The organism is Novipirellula caenicola (genome assembly GCF_039545035.1).
Lineage (GTDB): Bacteria > Planctomycetota > Planctomycetia > Pirellulales > Pirellulaceae > Novipirellula > Novipirellula caenicola.
Genome location: NZ_BAABRO010000001.1, coordinates 962,256 through 980,779, shown reverse-complemented (window position 1 = coordinate 980,779; position 18,524 = coordinate 962,256). Strand labels below are relative to the sequence as shown.

The 18,524-nt window shown below is 53.9% G+C and carries 10 protein-coding genes; 6 read left to right on the top strand and 4 right to left on the bottom strand.

Annotated elements, in window-relative coordinates; all coding sequences use genetic code 11:
- Positions 1-63: 63 nt before the first annotated feature.
- Complete coding sequence (locus ABEA92_RS03220; RefSeq protein ID WP_345682347.1) at positions 64-810, bottom strand: hypothetical protein; 747 nt, start codon at positions 808-810, stop codon at positions 64-66.
- 236 nt (positions 811-1,046) lie between these two features.
- Here ABEA92_RS03220 and rnhA point away from each other — a divergent pair, with 236 nt between their 5' ends.
- Positions 1,047-1,511 carry a ribonuclease HI gene (rnhA, locus tag ABEA92_RS03215; RefSeq protein ID WP_345682346.1) on the top strand — a complete coding sequence of 155 codons (465 nt, stop codon included), beginning with the start codon at positions 1,047-1,049 and terminating at the stop codon, positions 1,509-1,511.
- 212 nt (positions 1,512-1,723) lie between these two features.
- Entirely contained in the window at positions 1,724-4,384 is a 2,661-nt protein-coding gene (locus tag ABEA92_RS03210) for a DNA gyrase subunit B (RefSeq protein ID WP_345682345.1), read from the top strand.
- A 234-nt stretch (positions 4,385-4,618) separates the two neighbouring features.
- Here ABEA92_RS03210 and ABEA92_RS03205 read toward each other — a convergent pair whose 3' ends face one another.
- Positions 4,619-7,726: an efflux RND transporter permease subunit gene (locus ABEA92_RS03205; RefSeq protein ID WP_345682344.1), complete on the bottom strand. Its 3,108-nt coding sequence runs from the start codon at positions 7,724-7,726 to the stop codon at positions 4,619-4,621.
- 170 nt (positions 7,727-7,896) lie between these two features.
- Positions 7,897-9,342, bottom strand: coding sequence for an efflux RND transporter periplasmic adaptor subunit (locus tag ABEA92_RS03200; RefSeq protein WP_345682343.1), 1,446 nt, complete (start codon positions 9,340-9,342; stop codon positions 7,897-7,899).
- A gap of 176 nt (positions 9,343-9,518) precedes the next feature.
- Here ABEA92_RS03200 and ABEA92_RS03195 point away from each other — a divergent pair, with 176 nt between their 5' ends.
- From ABEA92_RS03195 to ABEA92_RS03180, 4 genes are all read left to right on the top strand, one after another.
- Positions 9,519-10,778, top strand: coding sequence for an outer membrane protein assembly factor BamB family protein (locus ABEA92_RS03195; protein ID WP_345682342.1), 1,260 nt, complete (start codon positions 9,519-9,521; stop codon positions 10,776-10,778).
- Between the two features lie 2,517 nt (positions 10,779-13,295).
- The gene (locus tag ABEA92_RS03190) at positions 13,296-15,236 is read left to right on the top strand and encodes a zinc-ribbon domain-containing protein (RefSeq protein WP_345682341.1); all 1,941 of its coding nucleotides are present in this window, start codon (positions 13,296-13,298) and stop codon (positions 15,234-15,236) included.
- A gap of 507 nt (positions 15,237-15,743) precedes the next feature.
- Complete coding sequence (locus ABEA92_RS03185; protein WP_345682340.1) at positions 15,744-17,507, top strand: arylsulfatase; 1,764 nt, start codon at positions 15,744-15,746, stop codon at positions 17,505-17,507.
- Between the two features lie 142 nt (positions 17,508-17,649).
- On the top strand, positions 17,650-17,967 hold the full coding sequence (locus ABEA92_RS03180; RefSeq protein WP_345682339.1) for a hypothetical protein: 318 nt from the start codon (positions 17,650-17,652) through the stop codon (positions 17,965-17,967).
- Here ABEA92_RS03180 and ABEA92_RS03175 read toward each other — a convergent pair.
- On the bottom strand, positions 17,927-18,352 hold the full coding sequence (locus ABEA92_RS03175) for a hypothetical protein (RefSeq protein WP_345682338.1): 426 nt from the start codon (positions 18,350-18,352) through the stop codon (positions 17,927-17,929). The genes ABEA92_RS03180 and ABEA92_RS03175 overlap by 41 nt on opposite strands.
- Positions 18,353-18,524 lie beyond the last annotated feature (172 nt).

Below are 18,524 nucleotides of genomic sequence, written 5' to 3'. Positions count from 1 at the left end.
TGCCATCGTTGGCCGCGGATGGCTAACGCTGGCCGCGGATTGACCCCTGTTGGTTTTGCAGCTCTAGCGGCTGCGGGCTTGTTGCAGTACCGCTGCCAAGCGTTGTTGCAGCGACGACCGAAGCGGTTCGGGGGCGATGCGAATTGCGTTTAGGTAGTTCGCGCGGGCCATTTTGATTTTGCCTTGCGATGCCGCTCGCTCAGCTCGCTCGATCGATTCTTTCAACTGGTCGACGCGAAGCTGGGCATTGGATTGCTGGACCGTCCACAATTGCTGCTGAATCAATTGACCGCTGATCTGTGACGGATTGGCCAGCACGGGGTACGACCCGACGACCGGGGTGATCCCAGTGACAAACGGGGTGACGGTTTGCGAAACAATCGATCCTGGGACGCCATTCATGGTGGTCACCGATGGCGTGGTGCTCGAAAAGGTTTGGCTGCTGCCTTGGGCAAAACTAAAACGCAGATTGCCTGAAACCCCGTTGCCCAAATTCTGACGCACATTGCCAGTCACGCCCGAATTGACAGCTTCGGGGGCAAACGGAGCCGGGTTGTTGCCTGGGTTGATATTGGCAAAGAAGTTGGGGCCTTGCAGCGAGAAGCCGAACTGATTGTTTTCGAACGAATTGCTTCCGATCGTTTGAAGCGGCACCGACGTGTTGATCATTTGTGCGACGACGGCGGTCCGATCCAGTGCGATCATCGCCATGCTGAGCACAATAAAATAGGCCACGATCCGCTTCCCACCACGATGTTCCTCGCCACGACCATCGGCAATGCGATCGGGTTGCGGTGTCGGTCGGTCCATCGTGAATTCCCCCAGAAACGTGGTTGTTGGCCCGCGTCGGTGCGACGACGATGCGGTCGATGTTCGATAGGCCCTGCATTTGTTAATGTATCGGGTTCGCTGTTCCGGTCGAACGGGTTTCAACCGTTTTTACAGGGTTGGCGCCCCTTTGTTTTCACTAGACAGTTAGATCCAGCGGCCAATGGCTGGGGTGCTTGGGGCAAGAATGATGTTTCAAAGGAATGAGGTAAGTTGGGATGAAAAAAGTCGATCTGTTTACTGACGGTGCGTGTAGCGGAAATCCAGGCCCAGGGGGGTGGGCATTCATTCTGCGATGTAAAAAAACGGATAAAGAACTCGAACGCAGCGACGGCGAACCGGAATCGACCAACAATCGGATGGAGTTGATGGCGGTGATCCGAGGGCTCGAATCGCTAAAGGAACCTTGCGAAGTCACCTTGCATGCCGACAGTACCTATGTGGGCCAGGGGATGACTAGCTGGATGAAGGGGTGGAAGAGTCGCGGTTGGAAACGCAAAGACGGATCCAAGTTGGTGCCAATCAAGAACGAGGAACTGTGGCGTGAACTCGATCAATTGATGCAAAAGCACAAGATCATCTTCAATCACGTCAAAGGTCACGCTGGCCATCTCGAGAACGAACGCTGCGACAAGTTGGCGGTCGAGGCGTACCAAAAATACCTACCCCGATCGGCTCGCTAAATCGGCTGCCGCTAGAGCTTAAAAGTGGGGATTCCGCGCAGGTTTATCGAGAAACGGACGAGTCGTTTCTAAAGCCGCTAAAACACCGTAAAAACGTGTTGTTTACGGAGGCCAAGGAGGCATCGCGGAACGTCGAGAAAAACGTTAGAATACGTCGCATAGCGATTAACTTTTTTCGGCTACTCCCCGAGTGTTCTCGATACAGGCTTTTCATGAGCGACGACCCCCAATCGGAACCCACCTCCGACGACGCACCTCCTGCAGCTGACGCAAACGCGACTCCCGAAGTTGCCTCGACCTCTGACCCAGCGGCAGGCGGCGAAGCGGCCCCTGAAGCAGCCGTCGAGCGAGCCGCTGGTCAACAGGTTGCCTCGATCCAAGTCTCCACCGCCCCCAAAGCAAACTCGGAATATACCGACAAAGATTTGCAGCACCTTTCGGACCTTGAACACGTCCGCGAGCGTCCGGGGATGTACATCGGTGACACCTCGACGCGGGGGCTGCACCACTTGGTTTACGAAGTCGTCGACAACTCGATCGACGAAGCGATGGCGGGATTCGCCAGCGCCGTATCGGTGACGGTCCATACCGACGGCAGCGTCACGGTCGAAGATGACGGACGGGGGATTCCCGTCACGCGTCACGACCAACTTTCCGAAGAACTCGACCGCGAAGTCAGTACGCTCGAAGGCGTGATGACGGTGTTGAAGTTTGGTGGCAAATTTGAAAAAGGGGCCTACCAAACCTCGGGCGGTCTGCACGGCGTCGGCGTGACGGTCGTGAATTTCTTGAGCCAATGGGCCGAAGTCGAGGTCAGCCGTGATGGGTTCACCTGGACGCAAGAGTACGAGCGCGGCGTCCCCACCGGTCCGGTGGTCAAAGGCCGTGTGACCAAGCGAGCCGGTACGAAGACAACGTTCAAAGCCGACAATCAGATCTTTAGTGTGACGAAGTACAGCTTCGACACGCTCTATAAACGGCTTCAGGAATTAGCGTTTCTGAACAGTGGCGTGCACATCAAATTCCATGATGAACGCAATGGCGAAGGAGGTGATTTCAAGTACGAGCGTGGGATCGTCGAGTTTGTCGAGCATCTCAATCGCGCCAGCGATGTGTTGCACAGCGACGTGATTCAATTGCAAGGCGATAAAGACGGAACTCAGTTCGATATCGCAATGCAGTACAGCGCTGAGTACACCGAGAACGTCCAATCCTACGTCAACAATATCCATACGATCGAAGGCGGTACCCACGTTTCGGGGTTCCGATCGGCGTTGACGCGGACGTTGAACAATTACGGCAAGAAAGAAAATCTATTCAAAGGATCCGCGGTTCCTGGCGGCGACGATTTCCGCGAAGGCATCACCGCGGTGATTAGCGTTCGCGTGCCGCATCCGCAATTCGAAGGGCAAACGAAAACCAAGCTAGGTAACAGCGACGTCGAAAGCATCGTCGCCGCCGGCGTGGGCGAACAGTTGGCCAAGTACTTTGAAGAAAACCCGCGGGTCGCCAAAACGATTGTTCGCAAAGGCTTGCTGGCGGCGGAAGCTCGCGAGGCAGCACGCAAGGCGAAGGACTTGCTGCGAAAACGTAAAGACGCGTTGGGCGGCGGCGGATTGCCCGGGAAACTTCGCGATTGCATCAGCAAAAAGATGGAAGAGTGCGAAGTGTACCTGGTGGAAGGTGACTCGGCAGGTGGTTCGGCCGAAGGTGGCCGGATGCGGCATTACCAAGCCATCCTGCCGCTTCGCGGTAAGATCATCAACGCTTACAAGAGCCGCGAAGACAAGGTGCTGGCCAATGAAGAAGTCCAGTCGATGATTCAAGCGATCGGCACCGGGATCGGGGCTGATCAAGATTTGAGCAAGCGTCGCTACAACAAAGTCATCATCATGACCGACGCCGACGTCGACGGTAGTCACATTCGCACGCTGTTGCTGTGTTTCTTCTATCGTCAAATGTATCAATTGGTTGCCGCGGGGCACGTCTATGTCGCTCAGCCGCCTTTGTTCCGCGTCCAGCACGGCAAGTCGCGTTACTACATTCAAAGCGAAGAAGAGATGAAGTCTCAATTGCTTGAACGTGGTTTGAACGACACCTATTTCGAAGCCGAAGACGGACGCCGGGCCGAAGGCGAAACGATGCGGCAGTTGTGTATCACGCTAGCGTCGATGGAAGATGCGATCTTGGCACTCGAGCGTCGTGGTTTCAGTTTGAAGATTCATGCGGTTCGCCAAGATCCCGTGACCGGCCGCTTGCCCGCTTTATTGTTGACCCACGAAAACGAAGAGCATTGGTTCCACAATCAAGAAGACGTCGAGACGATGCTTAACGAGCGTGGATGGCGACTCGATAACGAAGAGGTCGACGAGGACGAGTTGCAGCTGACCTCGGACGAAGCTGGCGAAGCGAAGACCGAATCGGAAGCGGAACCCGAGGTGTTTGCCCACTTGGCCGAGCTTCACGAGGTGCGGACGATCAACAGCGGATTGAAGGATTTGACCCCGCTACAGTTCACGCTGGAGGATTTAATTCCGATCGAGCGAACGGGGTCGACGACCGCGCGATTCGAATTGGTCCGTGGCGAAGACGTTCGGCGTCCCTTGGAAGACCTTCGTGAACTGCTTCCCGAAGTTCGGGCGGCGGGTGAGAAAGGGTTGCAAGTGACTCGCTTTAAAGGACTGGGTGAAATGAACGCGGAGGAGCTCCGCGAAACAACCCTCGATCCGACCAACCGAACGCTTGTCAAAGTGAACATGACCGATGTCGGTGCTGCCGATGAAATGTTCCGCTTGCTGATGGGCGAGAAGGTCGAGCCACGCCGCGATTTCATCGAAAAGCACGCTCTGGACGTACGAAATCTCGACGTGTAATCACGTCACTTGGAATTGATCACGCGTTTCTGGAGATCAGAACGCGTCTGCATCTCGAGACGATGGTTTCGATCAGCGAAGCCCCAGTAGTGGACGAGGCAACGAGTCCTGCGGGATGGCGGTAAGCTTTGGGGACTCGTGTCCACGTCCATTACGTTCAATGTAAATCGAGATAGTGATCCAGCGTTATGATTGCGGAGCAATCAACGACAATCGTCCACTACGTTTGATGGGTTAGGTTGTCGGATTCGGTTCGTGATCGTCCGGTCGGATCAGTCCGACGTCGCATGCCGCGACGTAGACGCAGGGGATGACGATCAAAACCAAGATCGTGGAGCTGAGCAGCCCAAACACGATCGAAACCGCGGTCGGAATCAAAACCTGAGCTTGCGTGCTCTTTTCAAGCGTCAACGGCAACAGCCCCGCCATCGTGGTGATGCTGGTCAACATGATCGCGCGAAAACGCAGACGGCTTGCGCTGCGAGCAGAGTCGTAACTCGGTTTGCCTTCGGAGCGTTCCTTCTTTAAAAACAGCACCAGCAGAATCGAGTCATTGACCACAATCCCCGCAAGTGAAACGAATCCCACCAAACTGGGCATGGAAATCTCCATTCCCATCCACATGTGTCCAAAGATCATTCCGATCAACGACATCGGAATCGCCGCCATCACGATCAACGGTTCCAGCCAGCTTTCAAACTGGAAACTCAAGATGGCGTAAACACCAAACAGCCCCAGCAAGAACAGCGATGCCATCGACGATCCCGTTTCACTGGACCGCTCGGCCTCGCCACCAAGTGAAACCTTCAGCCCCGGATGTTGCGAAAGCAACTTGGGCATCAACTCTGATTGAAATTCGCGCATCAACTTGGTCGTGTTCACCACGTCAGTGTCGGTATCCGCCGTCAGAGTCACGGTCCGCCAGCCATCGACGCGTGAGATCTTAGACCATCCATAGGTCACTTCCAAATCAGCAACCGAGTGCAATGGAACCTGAATCCCACCAGCCAGAATAAATTGGAAGTCCAAAAACGATCCCAGCGTGTCCCGGCTTTCGGGTGCCAATTGGACATTGATTTCATATTGGTCCACTCCCGCTTGGATGTCACTGATCTTCGCCCCCTGGAACGCTGTGCTCAGCTGACTCGCCATCGCTTGCACATTCAAACCAAGCGCCACCGCATCGGGTTTTAGGTGCAAGCGAATCTCTTGCTTGCCGGGGCGAAGGTCGGTGTTGAAGTTGTAAACCCCAGAGTACCGAGCCATCCATTGCTGAGTCTCGAGAGCGGCGGATTGAGCGATGTGCAAGTCGTCGCTTTTAAACAGCACCTCGACCGCCCGCCCCGCCGGTCCACGGGTCGCTTCGGCGATCGTGACTGAAATTGCATTGGGAACCCGCCCGACTTCCTCCCGCAACGCTCGAATGAATTCTGCGGTAGAGGTGTTTCGTTCATCGGGCTGGAGCATCCGAACCGTCACCGTCGCAACGTGCGGCCCCGACTCACCCGCGTCACTGTTCTCATTGAACTTGGACATCACCGTACGCACCAGATCGTCGCCGGTCGGCTGATCTGGGAACCGATCATTCGTTCGCGCCACCGCGTCGTTGATATCGCGGACGATTGCTTCGGTTTTGCTCAGCGGCGTTCCCTGCGGCATCAACACACGTGCTTCGACCATGTCGCCTTCCAAATCAGGAAAGGGTATGAAGTTCACGACCCCTCCGGCGACCATCGCCAACGCCATGATGAACGTCGCAATCGACAACCCGATCGACAGGAACCGCCAATGGATCGCCAAATCAATCAACTTGCCGAACACATTCTCACGAACCCAATCGACTGCAGCGTCAATCTTCGCTCTCAGTCCTCGCGGAGCATTCGCATCGGTGGGCTTTATCGAATGGCCGAGGTGAGCGGGAAGAATCAGGAACGCTTCGACCAAACTGATTGCCAGCGTCGTCAACAAAACCATCGGGATCACACGAAGCACTTTTCCGATATGACCTTCTAGTACTGCCAATGGCAACAGTACGCAGCATGTCGTCAGAAACGACGAGACCACTCCACCGGCGACTTCTTTGACACCATCGACCGCCGCCCGCATGGGATGTTTCCCCAACGAAACATGCCTGGCAATGTTCTCTGCAATCACAATCCCGTCGTCCATCAAGATCCCGGTCGCCATCAAGATCGCCACCGAGGACATCATGTTCAGGGTTTGTCCGATCAGCGGCAGCACAAAGAAGGCTCCCATGAACGAGACCGGCAGACTCATTACCACCCAAAATGAAAGTCGCACGTTGAAGAAAACCCACATCACCAGGAACACCAGCACGATGCCTTGCCATGCGTTCTTGGCCAACAACGTCAACCGCTGAACGATCAGGTCCGATTCATCATTCGTGATGGTGATTTGCAATTGCGGTTGCCGCTGCTGTTCCTTGACCACGAACTCACGCACCACCTCGGCGATTTTGGTGGTGTCATGCGATGTCGTCTTGTTGACTTGGATGATGCCCGCCCGTTGGCCTGCGATCCAAGCCTCTTGTTCGGCGTCCGCAAAACCGTCGACGACGCGTCCGATATCGCGGATCCGGACTTCCGACCGGCCGGTCACTCCATGGACAACAATTTCTTCAATGTCTTGCGGCGTCTGTTGTTGCTCGACCAACCGCAACAAAATGTCCTCGTGTTCGGATTCGATTGTGCCGACCGGCAAATCCAAATTCTGGCTACGGACGGAAGCGGCCACCATCTCGGCTGACAAACCCAGCCGACGCAGTGCTTCGACATCCAATTCAATGCGAAGCTGTCGATCTGAGAACCCTTGGATCTCGACCAGCGACACTCCGGGCAATCGCTTGAGTTGTGTCTTAAAACCTTCGCAGTAATCCTTCAGCGAGTCTGGATCGACGGGGCCGCTGATCGCAATCGTCATCACCGAATCCGTGCGGTTCAGTTCGGTAATGAACAAATCCTCGGCTCCATCGGGAAGATCCGAAATCGCTTCCACTTCCGTTTCGATGTCATTGAGGGCCTCCGACAAATCGGCATGCTCCTCTATCTCGACCACGATTGATGCATAGCCCTCTTGGGCGCTGCTGGTCACCTTTTTAATGTTCTGGATCCCGTCCAGCGCGTCTTCGATCGGCAAGCAAATTCCTTGCTCGACATCCTCGGCCGACGCACCGCGATAGGTCATCACGATTTGGACTTCCGAACTGTCAAAGTTAGGAAAGGTTTCCTTCTGCAGTCGCGGGATGGCGTACAGCCCCAACCCGATGAAGGACAACATCAGCACGTTGGCCAATGTGCGGTGATTGACAAATTTCTCTAGCACAAAAGTGTTTCCGAATCAGCGAAGTATTGTCTCAAGGATGGTGTGGCAGCTTGGTAGTGGACGAGGCAACGAGTCCCGCATTTTGGCTTCTACCGAGGCCACGCGTCCCACGATGATGGACTCGTTGCCTCGTCCACTACGTTTTGTCTTGACTTAGCAGTGAAACGCGATCACAGATCCGTATCAGTCGCTTCGACCGAAGCGATCAATTCCTCGGCGGCCTCTTTTGCCTCGATCGGTTCGACCAACATTCCAATGATCGCTGGCGACGGATTTGCGATCACGAGGCGTTCGCCACCGTTCAACCCCGAGGCAACGACCGCGTAGTCGTCTTGCGTGAACGTCAACTCAACGTCCTGAGTGGTCAATCGATTTTGATCGTCAAGCAGGTACACCGATCCATTGCGAATCGCTCGACGCGGGATCACGACTTGGTCGGATAGTGTCGTGCCAAATACATCCACGTCGCAAAACACGCCTTCCAACAATGGCGGCTGAGGATGCTCTTGTTGGGGTGGCGGAACGTTTTCGACACCGACGACGAACCCCACCATCTTGGTCTGAGCATCCACGACTTCACGGACACGCAAGAAGCGGCCCTTGTAGGATTCGGTCAACTCGCTACCTGCGACGTTGACCACCGCGTCAAACGCGAACGCTTCCCGGAATGCTGCCTGAGTAAATTGCTCATCGATCTTGGTTCGGTCAACTTCAGCGACAAGCAACCGGTGAATGTCATACAGCGACAACTGAGCTTCGACTTCCATCTCGGCTCCGCTGTAACCCTCGAACAGATTCTCGCCCACACTGACGTATTGCCCGACTTCCAATTGCACCTCGCCCACACGCATCCGAAAGGGCGCGGTGATTGTGGTTCGTTCAATGTCCCGCTGAGCCTGTGTTTTCTGGACTTCGGATTGACGCCGAGCCGCCTGCAAGGCTTTGACTTGAGGGCCGATCAACGCGATGCTGTTTTCCAGATCCTGCACCGCTTTTTGTTGAACCAGCAATTCGCGACGTTTCGAATCGATCGCAGAACCCGATCCCGCTTGCCGAGACAAAAGCGTCTGTTCACGATCGAATTCCCGCTGCACGACACCCAGGGCTTCATTTTCAAGTGCGAGACTCTTCTTAGCGTTCTCGATCGATTGTTCCAACTGTTCGATCTCGGCGTCTTGCTGGTCAATCGTGGCATTCAACTGATCGACCAAGGAGCGATAATCGGAATCGTCTATCTCAAGCAGCACCTCGCCTTCTTGGATCATGGATCCAGGACGAAGCTCAGGATGAATTTGATCGATGCGTCCTTCGACCTGCGTGACCGCTCGCCAAGAACGCGCGTACTTGGCGGTTCCATACCCGCTGACTTTTGGACGAACGTCCATTCGCTGAACCACCATCGTTTCGAGCATCCGAGAGGTTTCAGCCTCGGTTTTCGCCGTCAACGGAGGGGAATGTTTGACTAACCAAGCATAGGCAACGACGGCCAAAACGATTGGCGGAATCACCAGCAACCGCTTGCCCCACGTTCCCCATCGCACTGCGGACTTCATACTGTATTCTTTCTCGTTGCATCTTCTCAGGACCCCAAGCTCGCGGGTACTAGGATTAGCCATCAAGCGAGCTTCTACCTCTAATGATGCGAAATCAGAAGACGACGAGGGCCAATGAAAATGGAGGTCTCCCGAGGTTTAAGTCGAATCAGGAAGCCAACATGCTCAATACAGCACATCTGGCGAGGGGGTGCGGTATCATGATCGGGATCCTTCCAAGAATTCAAAGAGATTTTGTCATGCGTTTGCTATTTTGTGCGATGGTTTTCGTGGCCGGTTTGTCGGCAGTTCCTAACTCGTTATGCGGCCAAGATTGGACTCGATTTCGAGGCCCCAATGGACAGGGCGTTACATCGGAAAGTGATTTGCCGCTGAACTGGTCCGATGACAGCAACATCGCTTGGAAGACGCTGATCCCGGGACAAGGCTGGTCGTCGCCGATCGTGTCGGGCGACCACGTCTTTGTGACAACTGCGACTGATGGTGGTGCGTCATGCCGAGTGATCGGGATCGATCGCAAGAGTGGCGAAGTGCTTTGGAACACCGAAGTCCACCGCCAGGTGCCTGGCCCCAAGCGAGCGCAGAACTCCTATGCCACGCCGACTCCGGTATCCGATGGGAAACGGGTCTACGCCGCCTTCTACGATGGCACGGTGGTTGCGGTCGACTTCGAGGGCAAACAAGTGTGGAAGAACGAAGAGGTCGATTTCCACAGCCTGCATGGCCTCGGCGCATCGCCGATGCTTGCTGGCGAACTGCTAATCATGCCGTTCGATGGCAGCAGTCCACAGGAGCAGCGAGTCGGTTGGAAGGAACCGTGGGACCAGGCCGTCCTGCTGGCGATCGATACGGAGACGGGCAAAACCAAATGGCGCGGCAAGCGAGGACTGTCCCGAGTCGGACATGTGACCCCGATCGCAATCGACAATGGGCAAACGGTCATCAGTGCCGGTGGCGACCGCGTGCAGGCACACGATGTTAAAACAGGCGAGCGAATCTGGTCGGTCTATAGCCAGGGCGAGGGCGTGACACCCTCACCCGTGCTTGGCGAAGGCTTGATCTTTACCTCGTCCGGTTTCGAAGAGCCGACGATCCGAGCGATTCGCCCGGGCGGACGCGGAGATGTGACCGAGTCGCATATTGCCTGGGAACAAACACGCGGCGTTCCGGCGTTGCCATCGCCGCTGTACGTCAAGCCGTATCTCTACACGATTTCTCGCGACAACATCCTGTACTGTCTTCAGGCGGCAACGGGTGACATTGTCTGGCAAGAACGACTCGGCGGCAACTATTCCGCATCGCCCCTGCTAGCGGACGGCCGAATCTATATCACCTCCGAAGAAGGCGTCACCACGGTGCTCGAGCCCGGGGCGGAATTCAAGCGGATCGCCACGAATAAACTGGAGGGGAAAACGATGGCATCGATCGCGGTTTCGCAAGGCAATTTCTTCTTGCGCAGCGGAGACTCGCTCTACTGCATCGGCAACCCACCACGCTGATGGAACGTCGGTTCTTGCGCCGAAGTCCGCGTCGCTTTTTTCCTTCTCGCGATTGGCACGTGCAATCGCAGCGAACGTGAGTCCGTTGATCGGGAAAACCAAGCATAGCTGCGGTCACCTCTCCGCTGGTGAAGGAGACTGCTGATTTAACTGGCAAGCGAATAGGCCGGAGGCCGAAACATGACCTGCCGTTGGCGTGAGCCAACGGTTTAGAGTTGTCGCAAGTGAATAGTCACGAAGTGACGACAGGCTGTAGCCATGGACGTGAGTCCATGGAAGAGGACGCATCCCAGTGCACAGAGTCGCGAAGCGACGGCAGGTGTTGCGGCCAGAGTGCAACGCACCTGAGCTGCAGTGAAAAGGTTAAAAGATGTTAGATTAAAAATGGAGACAACGCCAGCAATCGTGTTCTATGTCGAATCGCGATGGCATTCTTATGTTTCTGTCGCACCAATTTTTCTGTCGACCTATCGTCCGCGCACACCCTATCGTTCCATCGATTCTGAGTCTGTCTTGTTCCAGCGTGCAAGCTCGCTCACGCTGCATGAGAGGACAGAAAGATTGGTGCGACAGAAAGATTTTAAAGAAGACGCTCTGTCCCATCGACCTCGGTACCACCCAAGCAAATCGATCCATTCGGTCCTATCAGTCGCAACGCGACGATAGGCTGTAGCCATGGACGTGAGTCCATGGTTCGGGTGCAAACACGATCACAAAGCCCCGAAGGGGCGGCAGGAATCGCAGGCGTGGAATCTCCTATCGTCCCTTCGGGACTCACGGCGTATGACGTGTACGCGTTCCATGGGCTGACGCCCATGGCTACAACATGCCGCCACTTCGTGGCTGGTCGTGAGTCTCGCAGCGATGGCAGTTGTTGCGTCTACGGTGGAACGCACGATCAATGCAGCGAAAAGGTTAAAAGATGTTAGATTAAAAAATGGAGACAACGCCAGCAATCGTGTTCTATGTTGAATCGCGATGGCAGTCTCATGTTTCTGTCGCACCAATTTTTCTGTCGACCTTTCGTCTGCGCGCACCATATCGTTCCATCGATTCTGGGTCTGTCTTGTTCCAGCGTTCAAGCTCGCTCACGCTGCATGAGAGGACAGAAAGATTGGTGCGACAGAAAGATTTTAATGAAGCCGCTCTGTCCTCGGTACCACCCAAGCAAATCGATCCATTCGGTCCTTCCAGTCGCAACGCGACGATAGGCTGTAGCCATGGACGTGAGTCCATGGTTCGGGTGCAAACACGATCACAAAGCCCCAAAGGGGCGGCAGGAATTGCAGGCGTGGAATCTCCTGTCGTCCCTTCGGGACTTACGGCGTATGACGTGTGCGCGTTCCATGGGCTGACGCCCATGGCTACAACATGCCGCCACTTCGTGGCTGGTCGTGAGTCCCGCAGCGATGGCAGTTGTTGCGTCTACGGTGGAACGCACGATCAATGCAGCGAAAAGGTTAAAAGATGAGAGGTAAAAAAATGGAGACAACGCCAGCAATCGTGTTCTATGTCGAATCGCGATGGCAGTCTCATGTTTCTGTCGCACCAATTTTTCTGTCGACCTTGTGTCCGCGCGCACCACATCGTTCCATTGATTCTGAGTCTGCCCTGTTCCAGCGTGCAAGGTCGCTCATGCCGCATGAGCGGACAGAAAGATTGGTGCGACAAAAAGATTTTAAAGAACACGCTCTGTTTCATTGATCTCGGTACTACCCCAAGCAACTCGATCGATTCTGTCCTTCCAGTCGCAACGCGACGATAGGCTGTAGCCATGGACGTGAGTCCATGGTTCGGGAGCACAAAAGCAACCCCAGTCGCAACGCGACGACATGAAACTTCAGAAATCACGGCGGAGCGGAACCAATGGAGATCTGTTCGAACTCGATTCAGATCAGCGTCCAGTACTTCAACTAACCAATCGCACGTCCGTTCGCGACTGGGGTTGCGTCGGAGTTACCTGTGACGCAACGAACGTTTCTCTAAAGCAAATCTGTCGGTGACAACAATGGTGAATCGAAGAACGCCGATCAAGTTGTTGAAGAAATAAGTGGTTTGATCGGATCGGTTGAGCATTCGAGGCGGTTGCTGAACGGGAAACAAGCCGCGTCCCCCTTTTTCTCACGCAAACGTGTTCATGAACAACAGCACGGGTACATCGATGAATTGACGCTCCTTGGCACTTGATTGTACTCGAACAGAAGCTAGCCGCCGCAATCTAATTAGGGACGCCATTGTTGTAGGTTCTCGAATGTCCTGTCTGTCGACTCCATAGAGGACCGAAGGTATCTTGGCATAGGGGAGGATTTCCTCGAAAAACTGACATCCAGTGCCTTTCGTGTAGTGGTTGACGGAATTTCGGTTCATTTGATCGGTGACCGTAGCTAAGTACCAGCCATGGGATATATGTGAAAGTGAACCATCTTTGGCCGCACGAGGTCTTTTTAGAATGCAACTGCCACATGAATCCCGCTGTAAAACCAAATCAATTTTGCGAAAAGTAGAATAGGAAGGCCGATGGGAAGAACACTCCAACAAACGGGCATGCCGGTTCCGAGTTTAGTCGCTCATTCGATTGCCTTGTCTGAGGAATGGCATCCGATCAAGAACGGCGATCGTAAACGCGACCAAATTCCGTACAACAGTAGTTACCGTGCGTGGTGGAAGTGCTCAAAAGATCCGCGACATGAGTGGCGATCTAATGTTGCGAATAGAACGATACGGGGATACGGATGCCCATTCTGCTCAGGTCGGAAAGTGATTTCACAGGATTCGATCGCAGGTTTATTTCCAGACATTGCTGCCGAATTTCATCCTGACAGAAATGGCGACTTAAGGCCGGATCAACTTGCCCCAAAGTCGAACAAGAAGGTCTGGTGGCTTTGCTCTACCAATCGGAGGCACGAGTGGGAAACGACGGTTATGAATCGCACGCTAGGCAGTGGTTGCCCTGAGTGTCGACGCTTCGCGAATTCCTTGGCCGGTAAGTCACAGGATATTGCTAGTGAATGGCATCCGACAAGAAATGGTGAACTTAGCGCCGCGGATGTGCCTAACCGAAGTGATAAAAGCGTCTGGTGGCAATGCCGTCACGATCAGTCGCATGAGTGGCAGGCGATGGTCAAGACAAGAACCAATGGCCGGGGAAACTGTCCAACTTGCCATCCTCGACAAATCAATCCTCCCCCTGGCAGATCAATTGATAGTCGCTGGGAACGACGACTTAGTAAAACGTGTCCTGAACTGGTTAGCTTTTGGGATACGACGAAGAATGGTGAGACTACGCCGGATGACGTAACGAAAGGTTCATCGCGGGTTGTTTGGTGGAAATGTCCATGTCACGAAGGTCACGAATGGTCGGAGGCTGTCAAAAAGATTTCGAGCCGGAAAAACAAATGTCCATTGTGCGAATCACTGCAAATGCATGGTGCGGTCACTGAGGAAAAATCGATTGGCCACCTGAGGCCTGATTTGATGGATCAATGGCATCCAGTACTTAATGAAGAACTCGACCCCATGCAAATTGGTACTGGTAGTTCCAGAATGGTGTACTGGCAATGCTCACGCAACACCGAGCACGTTTGGAAGACCCGCGTTTTTCAACGAAAGGCTGGTACGGGATGTCCTTATTGTTGTGGCAGCGCAGTAAATCAAGAGACGTCTCTCGCAACGCTTCATCCGGAAATTGCGGCGACTTGGCATCCAGCAAAGAATGGCACACTCACGCCATCGGAAATGCATCGCCAAAGTGCGAGGTCGGTTTGGTGGCTTTGTCCGGACGATCCGACTCACGAGTGGAAACAGTCGGTTCAAAACCGAGTGAATCTAGATCAGTGCCCTGAATGTCGAAAGCATACTCGTCAACGTGAACTAGAGGAAGCGCTGGCACGGACCGTGTCAGAAAATGTCGAGTCATTGAAAACATTTGAAGACTCGCTGGATTCGCAGACGAGACTCGCTTTGCTGGACACAAAAGATGAAAGTCTGCAACAGGTGCTCTATCGGCAGGTGTATGCCGGCATTGTCACGTCGATGGAAAGCTACCTGTCTGATACATTTATCAACACAGTCGTAGGAAAAAAAAACCTTCGCGACCGATTCGTACGCTGTACGTCGGAGTTTCGAGAACGAAAGTACAATTTAGATGATCTGGTTGGTTGGGAACAGAACAACCAAAGCATTATCAAGAAGCATCTTCTGAATCAGGTCTTTCATAATCTGCCAAAGATGGCTTGCATGTTTCGTGATGTCCTAAAAGTTACTTTTCCCAGCGACGACGAACTTGCGGATCTGCAAAAAATCGTAGGAGTTCGCCATAACATTGCACACCGCAATGGTCGAAATAAAAAGGGCGAAACCGTGCAGCTTTCGATGAAAGACATTGATGAGGCTCTCACACTAATTCGCTCCTTCATAGAGGGTATTGATGCGCAGATCGCTCGCCAACCATGGCTCTGAAAGGATTGGCGATTACAAAGTTCGCAGCGATTTTGTAGTGTGTGAGCGTCAGTCCGGTACCAGAGCCAACATCGGAGCTGGAAAAGCAACCATGCGTAATCACCCCTAAACCACCAACTTCTTTCTGTCGCTTGCAATACCCCTATTCACATGCGATCGGACGGGACCATCATTGTTCACATGATTACGCTGGCACCGTCGTTTCTGCCTGGATGCACTTACCGGAAAAATCTCGGTTTTGTCTGACGTTCTTGGTTTACAGTTCGCCCGGCGGATGACATCTCCGTTCTGCGTCGGGTGTTTTTTGGCTTGTCGTTTCTGGTTTGACGAGCCCGGAAGCCTATCCCACTTCCTTGAAGACGGATTGCCATTCGAACGGTTGCATTCCTCTAATCGGTATTGAATCGGCGTGGGAACTGAAAACCCTTCTCTACACCGACGACGGTAAAACTGAGTACGATAAAAAGTCGTCATTCCTTAAACGCACGCAGAATCGATCCAATCATCATGAGTTATCGAACAAGTTTTCTTAGCGCTGTTGTTGTTTTAGCTGCGATCTCGGCGAGGTCCGACGCTTCCGAACGACCAGCGGAAACAACGGGTAAACCCAATGTCATTCTGATCGTCACGGACGACCAGGGCTACGGTGACATGTCTTGTCATGGAAACCCATGGCTCAAAACACCCAACCTGGATCGGCTTTGTGCCGAAGGCGTAAGCCTGGAAAACTATCATGTCGATCCAGTGTGCACGCCGACACGCGCTGCGTTGATGACCGGACGGTATTCGACGCGTGTGGGAGCGTGGGATGTCACTCAGGGCAGACAGCTACTCGCGTCCGACGAACGAACCATGGCGGATGTCTTCTCCGATTCTGGTTATCGAACCGGCATGTTTGGCAAATGGCACCTGGGCGACACGTGGCCGTACGCGCCTCGTTTTCGCGGATTTCACGTCGTCGTTCGGCATCTCGCTGGCGGCATCGACGAAATCGGCAACCCGATCGGTAACGACTATTTTGATGACACCTATTATCGCAACGGCGTCCGCGAAAAGATCGACGGGTATTGCACGGATGTGTTTTTCGCGGAGTGCGAGCGGTTTGTGACGCAGGCGTCGGTCAAACCATTCTTTGTCTATCTGCCACTCAACGCGATGCACGGACCGCATACGGTCGCCGAAAACTATTCGGCTCCGTTTCGTGCCCAAGGTCATTCAGAGAAACGATCAAAGTTCTTTGGCCAGATCATCAACTTTGACGAAAACCTGGGCCGCTTGTTCGATGCATTACAGAAGAACAAGCTTGCCGAGAACACGATTGTCATTTTTATGGGAGACAATGGTACCTCCGAGGGCGCAGACGGTCGTGATCCTGATGACGGATTCAATGCGGGCATGCGAGGAAAGAAGGGTTCCGTCTACGAAGGTGGACATCGGGTCGCGTGCTTTGTCCGCTGGCCAGCCCGGCTGGACGCGGGGAAACCGATCAAACGATTGACCTCTTGTCGAGACTGGCTGCCTACGCTGATCGATTTGTGCGAATTGGATGTGCCCGATGGCAAGCGTTTCGATGGTCAGAGCATCAAACCACTGCTGGTCGGAGAAAGCGACGAATGGGAACCCCGAACGCTGTTTGTCCAGCGACAGGCGGACCAACCCAAGCTTCTTCTCGACCGCAAAGGCGACAACCAACGCCGCTTTCCACACTACGGCGTGCTCACTGAAACATGGCGGTTGGTCGACGGCGAACTCTACAACATCAGCGAGGATCCTGGTCAGACGAACGACCTCGCGAAGCAGCATCCTGAGGTTGTCCAGGAACTGAAGTCCAGCTACCGCCAACATTACGCAGACGTCTTTCGTGATGACGCTCCGTATGTGCGATTCCAGCTCGGTGATAGCCGCGAGAATCCGACGTTGTTGACGGTGCGTGATTGGCATCCGACCGAAGGCGATGTGATTTGGAGGCAAGAACAACTAGCTGACGACACACTGTCGATCAATGGATTTTGGGCGGTGGATGTGACCCAGTCTGGTCGTTACGCAATTCGACTAGCCCGATTTCCCGACGATTCGCCGGCGTCGATGGAGGCAACCAAAGCGGTGCTGCGTGTGGGGGACCAGAAGCTTGAGAAACAAATCCGCAAACGCGACATGTCGGTCACGTTTGAATTGGAGCTTCCAGCGGGCCCGGCGATTTTGCAAAGCTGGCTCAGTGACGATGAAGGCGTTGTCCGCGGAGCCTATTTTGTGAGCGTAAAACGGAATTGATTCATCATCGACACGCAAGTCGTATAGGCTGCGACTCCATTGCGGTTAGTAAAAATGCATGTTTTCGGGTTTACACTTCCGCGGTTCGCGACACTCCCTGTCAGACAGGCCAATCATGGACTGCTAAAACTTTGGTGTTGACGTGATTTTTGGTTGTTTGGGACTCGCGGGCCCCAACCAGCGGCAGTGGGGCGTGAAAGGATATCGCACCGGAGCAAAGTCGCTCGAAGACGTCACGCGTCTTTACGAAGAGATGCTTCGCGGGATGATGTCAACGCCGTATTACATCGGCTGGCATCACTGCGGCTACATCGAGCAGTGGGATGCATCCGAACGAGGCGACGCGCCCCGCAACGAAAACGGCTTCCTCGATCCGCTCGAGAATCACCGCACCCAATGGACCGATGTGCTGAGGGAGATCAATCCCCGGGCGGCGACGCTACACGATGCTGCGAAGTAAGTTTCTCGGCCTCGAGTAGACGGTCTGCGATTTCAGCGATAATGAGATCGCGTTTTTTTGAACTTAATGATTTCTCGGAGTAATTGACTTCGTTGGCGGGTTTGTTTTTACGATTGTTAAACCAGCGAATGATTTTCAGTTTCGTTGGTGGGTTTTTGAAAGTGAATGGCGAGAGAATGCCTTTGCCCTGCATCACATTGAAGGTCCAAGGTTCACCGGTACGATCAATGGCGTCGTAGTGTTGTTTTTCGACAATGTCGAGCTGAGAGAGCTTTTTGTAGAGTGGCTTCGCTGACTTTGCAGCGAGAAGCACACCATCAATGTCGATAATGACGGGATACTTGGGGGCACGTAAAAAATACACTAGTTCAACAAAGTTCGTCATTTGTTCTCCCTTGCATGTTCAACATTCTAGCGGTTTGTACATGCACGGAAAGTTAAGCGTCCATCATCGCCGAAGGCCAACCGCCGAAATGTCGGTTCGGGGGCCTCCGAGGGATATCCTGAATCAACCACCGAACCCGATGGACGGACGTCATGCGGGAAATAACATGACG

What these genes read in the sequence shown, in the direction of transcription:
- ABEA92_RS03175 (WP_345682338.1), bottom strand. Translation starts at nt 18,352, where the DNA reads ATGACGAACTTTGTTGAACTAGTGTATTTTTTACGTGCCCCCAAGTAT.
- ABEA92_RS03195 (WP_345682342.1), top strand. Translation starts at nt 9,519, where the DNA reads ATGCGTTTGCTATTTTGTGCGATGGTTTTCGTGGCCGGTTTGTCGGCA.
- ABEA92_RS03210 (WP_345682345.1), top strand. Translation starts at nt 1,724, where the DNA reads ATGAGCGACGACCCCCAATCGGAACCCACCTCCGACGACGCACCTCCT.
- ABEA92_RS03190 (WP_345682341.1), top strand. Translation starts at nt 13,296, where the DNA reads ATGGGAAGAACACTCCAACAAACGGGCATGCCGGTTCCGAGTTTAGTC.
- ABEA92_RS03200 (WP_345682343.1), bottom strand. Translation starts at nt 9,342, where the DNA reads ATGGCTAATCCTAGTACCCGCGAGCTTGGGGTCCTGAGAAGATGCAAC.
- ABEA92_RS03220 (WP_345682347.1), bottom strand. Translation starts at nt 810, where the DNA reads ATGGACCGACCGACACCGCAACCCGATCGCATTGCCGATGGTCGTGGC.
- ABEA92_RS03185 (WP_345682340.1), top strand. Translation starts at nt 15,744, where the DNA reads ATGAGTTATCGAACAAGTTTTCTTAGCGCTGTTGTTGTTTTAGCTGCG.
- rnhA (WP_345682346.1), top strand. Translation starts at nt 1,047, where the DNA reads ATGAAAAAAGTCGATCTGTTTACTGACGGTGCGTGTAGCGGAAATCCA.